Origin of the sequence: Brachyspira sp. G79, from assembly GCF_002379365.1 — a bacterium.
In the GTDB taxonomy this organism is placed as follows: domain Bacteria; phylum Spirochaetota; class Brachyspiria; order Brachyspirales; family Brachyspiraceae; genus Brachyspira.
In genome coordinates, this window is record NZ_JQIU01000008.1 from 1,940,588 (window position 1) to 1,945,719 (window position 5,132).

At 28.3% G+C, this 5,132-nt stretch carries 4 protein-coding genes and 1 pseudogene; all 5 read left to right on the forward strand.

Going from position 1 to position 5,132, the window contains the following annotated elements:
- Positions 1 to 183 precede the first annotated feature (183 nt).
- The 5 genes and pseudogenes from yajC to KQ44_RS09970 all read left to right on the forward strand — a co-directional run bounded on the left by yajC (position 184) and on the right by KQ44_RS09970 (position 5,054).
- On the forward strand, positions 184 to 612 hold the full coding sequence (yajC, locus tag KQ44_RS09950; protein ID WP_013114074.1) for a preprotein translocase subunit YajC: 429 nt from the start codon (positions 184 to 186) through the stop codon (positions 610 to 612).
- Between the two features lie 30 nt (positions 613 to 642).
- The gene (secD, locus tag KQ44_RS09955; protein WP_096737265.1) at positions 643 to 2,154 is read left to right on the forward strand and encodes a protein translocase subunit SecD; all 1,512 of its coding nucleotides are present in this window, start codon (positions 643 to 645) and stop codon (positions 2,152 to 2,154) included.
- A gap of 72 nt (positions 2,155 to 2,226) precedes the next feature.
- Positions 2,227 to 3,164, forward strand: a pseudogene (gene secF, locus KQ44_RS09960) (protein translocase subunit SecF).
- A gap of 152 nt (positions 3,165 to 3,316) precedes the next feature.
- Positions 3,317 to 4,384: an AAA family ATPase gene (locus tag KQ44_RS09965; protein WP_096737266.1), complete on the forward strand. Its 1,068-nt coding sequence runs from the start codon at positions 3,317 to 3,319 to the stop codon at positions 4,382 to 4,384.
- 4 nt (positions 4,385 to 4,388) lie between these two features.
- On the forward strand, positions 4,389 to 5,054 hold the full coding sequence (locus KQ44_RS09970) for a DUF3226 domain-containing protein (protein WP_096737267.1): 666 nt from the start codon (positions 4,389 to 4,391) through the stop codon (positions 5,052 to 5,054).
- Positions 5,055 to 5,132: the final 78 nt, after the last annotated feature.

Sequence of the window (5,132 nt, forward strand, 5' to 3'; positions counted from 1 at the left end):
GGCAAAAGACTTTAGCGGACAATTTTTATATATAAACTAAATAAAAATTGGGAGCCTATGGCAAGTTTACTTGACATAGACTTTAGCGGACAATTTTTATATATAATATGTTGACATAACTATAAATTATTGATAATATGTTACAATCAAAAAAATTTTAAAAAATTAAGAGGTAATTAAAGAATGTTCACAGCCACATTATATGCACAAACTGCCCAAGGAGCACAGGCAGGAGGAAGTCCATTAGTATCCATCGGTATGATGGTTGTTATATTTGCTATCTTCTACTTCTTATTAATAAGACCGCAGAAACAGCAGCAAAAAAAATTGGCTCAAAGTATAGCTGAATTAAAAAAAGGCGATAAAATCATAGTATCAGGCGGAATTATAGCAGAATATATATCAGATAAAGAAGGCGGAAGAATTGCTGTAGTAAAAGTAGGCGAAAATACTAAAATGGAAATTATAAAATCTTCTATCTCTGCTGTTGTTACAGAAGAGATGTTAAACCCTCCTAAAAAAGAAGAGAAAAAAGATAAAAAAGCTATAGAAGATAAAAATCAGATAAAAGAAGATTTAGAAAAAGCTCAGGCAGAAGATAAAAAAGACTGATAAAAATTAATAAGAACAGGACAATATAATATGAGTCATAATTTAAGACTAGCATTCATTATTATAGGACTTGCCATAATGGCTTGGTTTATTACTCCTACAGTAAGATGGTATTTTTTTACATCTGAAGACAAGAAAGAAGAAAGTAATTTGTCTTTAGATGAAATGATAGCTAAAGGCTACACTAAAGAACAAATTGATGATATTCAAGCTCTTAAACGTTTAAGAAGCGAATCTGTCAATATGGGTTTGGATTTGCAGGGTGGTATAAGAATAGTACTTCAGGCAGATTTTGAGGAATATGCTGCAAGACTAGACAGAACTGCTTCTTCGCTTACAGCAGAAGAGAAAAACGACGCTATGGACAGACTTATATCAAGACTTAGAGGAAGAATTGACCAATTTGGCGTAAGCGAGGTAGGCATAAGAAAACAGGGCGAAGACAGAGTGGTTGTTGAACTTCCTGGAGCACGAGACCCAGACAGAATAAAAAGCGTAGTATTAAGTCAGGGAGCTTTAACATTTAATTTGGTAGATGAACAAGCTACAGCTGCTTTAACTACCAACGATATGCTTATGGGTGTATTTACAAATATGGCTAAAGTACCTGAATATGGAAAGCTTCTTTATTTCTACAGTGAAAAAGATGATTTCGGCAGAAGAATAAGAGGTGCTCCAGTTATAGTTAATAAAGAGCCTTCTCTTGAAGGAAGTTCTTTAGTTAATGCCCAAGTAGGCGGCGGACAATTCGGAGAAGTTACTGTTGAGTTCGAGCTTAATAATGAAGGTTCTGAACAGTTTGCTTTAGTTACCGCACAAAATGTAAACAGAATGCTTGCTATAGTATTAGATGATAAAGTTATAAGTGCTCCTAATATCAATGATGAAATTAGAGGCGGAAGAGGTGTTATTACTGGAAGATTTACTTTAGAAGAAGCTCAGGACTTGGCTAGAATATTAAAAGAAGGTGCTTTACCTCTTAATGTAAGTATAGTAGAAGAAGAAGTTGTAGGTCAGTCAATAGGTGCAGACTCTGTTAAGGCTGGGGCTACTGCTTTACTTATGGCTGCTATTTTAGTTGGGCTATTTATGATAATAGTGTACAGACTTTCTGGTGTTTTGGCTACTATAGCTATGCTCGTAAACGTTATACTTATTATAGCTGTATTATCACCATTGAGATTTACCCTAACTTTACCAGGCATAGCTGGACTTATTCTTACCATAGGTATGGCAGTTGATGCTAATGTTATTATATTTGAACGTATAAAAGATGAATTAAAAATTAAATCCAATGTTGCTGATGCTATTATATCTGGTTATGACAGAGCATTTGCTACAATATTTGACTCTAACATTACAACTATTATTGTAGCTTTAATACTTTGGATATTTGGAAGCGGTCCAGTACAAGGGTTTGCTATTACTTTATTCTTTGGTATATTGATAAACTTATTTACTGCTGTATTCATTACTAGATATATATATGAAGAGCTTATACGTACAAAAATGGTTAAGAAGGCAGGATTCTTCTTTATATAATTATTTATATATAAAGACAAAAAGAATGAAAATTGTTTATATATAATTGCTTAAAATAAATAGGATTTTATAATGAGTGAAGACGTTAAAAAAGAAAATGATAAAAAAGAAAATAATGATTTAACAAAAATAAAATACCTTTTGTTAAATTTATGCCTATTGCTGCTGTTATATCTGCTGTATTGTTTATAGCCTCTATTGGTTTATTTGTAAGCAAACTAAACACTAATAGTTTTAATATGGGTATTGACTTTGCAGGAGGTGTGGAATTAAAAATACAGATAGATAATCCTGAAGTTATAAATATTGCTGAAATAAGAGCTTTATACAATAACTTTGGAACTGAAACTGTAAATATTCAGGAGCTTGAAGGAGAGGCTAATATCAATGCTTTTCTTTTAAGATTTAGAGGTTCTAATGAAGAATCTGACAGAGCTATGCAGGTGCTTTATGATAAATACGGCACTGACAAAGTTAATTTAATAGGAAGCAACATCATAAGTGGTGTAGTATCTGCTGATAACTTGAAACTGGCATTCATACTTATAATTGTTTCTTGGATTATTATAATGGTATATATTACTATAAGATTCAATTACAGATATGCTTTCCCTGCTATAATTACACTTATACATAATGTTGTTATAGTATTTGGGATACTACTTTTCCTAAACAAAGAATTTTCTGTACTTGTACTCTCTTCAATGCTTACTTTGATAGGATACACTATTAATGACATCATAGTAGTATTTGATAGAATAAGAGAAAATGCTGATGATAAAAGACCATTCAAAGAGATTGTTAATATAAGCCTAAATAATGTTGTAGGAAGAACTGTAATAACTAGTATATCAACACTTCTTGCCGCACTTGCCATAATGATATGGGGAGGCTTCATACTTTATGACTTTGCCTTTACATTCTTCTGCGGTGTTGTTATAGGTACTTATGCTAGTAACTTTATAGCAAGCGGTCTTTTAATATTATTTATGAAAACTAAAAAAGCATAAAAATATTTTAGCTTTTTAATAATACAAAAAGAGTATGCATTATTATGTATGCTCTTTTTTATTTGAATTATTTTTTTAATCTTTGACAAGATATTTATTTTAATATATTATTTTTATGCTATCAAATATAAACAAAAAATGGAATAAAAATTATGAGTGATATTCAAATACCAAATATTAGTATAAGTAATTTTAAATGCTTCAAGGAAGTTTCTATTGATAGCTTTAAAAAATTTAATTTAATATTTGGTAAAAACAGTGTTGGAAAAAGCAATCTTTTGGAAGCATTATATTTATACTCAAATATGTTTAGAAGTGATACAGTTATATCTTCTTCTTTTTTTCAAAGGAATATACCTCTAAATAATAATTTGGAATTAATTTTTTATAATTTTGATTATACAAACCCTATAAATATAAAAACTTCAAAAAAAGAACTAAATATATACCCTATAAAATCCTTAGAGCTTTCAACTTTAGATGGTATTTATTATCAGGTAGAAAATAATAATGGAGAAACTATAAAACTTCCAATGCTTATAAATAATAACAGACAAATGGATAATAGTTTTGTACCTATTAATAATACTTTTCCTATGAACAATGTAAATGTACGTTCAGCAATTTTAGCTCCTTCATTATTTAACTTTTATTTCTTTAACGATTATAGTACTTCAGAAACAAGAGTAAAAAATAATGTTGTATCATCATTTGATAAACTTCAAAATTTAAAAATGGATAAAATAGTTGTAGATAGTTTAAAAACTATAATACCAAATATAGAATCAATAAGAATATCATCTGAACAAATATGTGAAGCTGATATTGGTCTTGACAGATATTTACCTCTAAATGCATTAGGTACTGGTGTATATAAAATATTCAATTACATAGTAAGCATACCATTTATTGCAAATGGAGTTATGCTTATTGATGAAATTGATAATGGATTTCATTATAGTGCTTTAAGAAATTTATGGCTATCTCTATTTGAAGCATGCCACAAAAATAATGTTCAGCTTTTTGCAACTACTCACTCTTATGAATGTATAAAGTCTTTTAATGATGTTTATAATGAAGTAAAAAATGAATACAATTCAAATGATGATATTCAAGGTATAAGAATAGAAGCTGACAAAAAAGAAAAGTATAAATATCAAGCTATAATATATAACAATGAAGAATTAAATAATGCTATGGATAATTGGGAGGTAAGATAAAATAATGGAACATAAAATGAATCCCATGGCTAAAAAAGTTCTTCTTGTTGAAGGAAATGATGAGAGGGATTTATGCTATCTTTTAATTAATAAAAAATTAGGATTAAAATGCATAATAGGTAAATATGATAAAACTTTTATAGAAGATGATGACACTATACATATAATGACAATCAATAAAGTTGATAATAAAAATCATATTACTTCATTTATAAAAACTTCCAACTACAACAATATAGAAAAACTTGCTATTGTAGTTGATGCTGAAAGTAATGCTCAAAAAAGATTTAATATTTTTAATGATATTATAAAATGTGAATATAATCAAAACAAAAATATTTATTATGATGATTATAAAGGATTATTTATAACATCTAAAACTGATGATAAAACTTCTGGATATTTAGAACATTTAGTAGAAAAAATAATTTTAGAAAATGATAAAGACTTATATAATGACTGCGTTAATAATTTTTTTCACTGTGCAGATAATTATATTAATCAAGGCAGTAATAAAGCCCATTTATTAAAAGCAAAAATACTTGCATTCATATCGGTAAGATGCAAAAAGAGAAATACAGTAGGCGGATTATTTCAAAAATGTTCTCATTATTTAGATTCAAATGTATTATATGATTTAATTGATTTTTTAAATAATATGTTCAAATAAAAAATAGGCTTATACAATGACTCAAAAAATTAACAACTTAAAACAATATATAAATGAAAAATTTCTTCTTACTCTCAC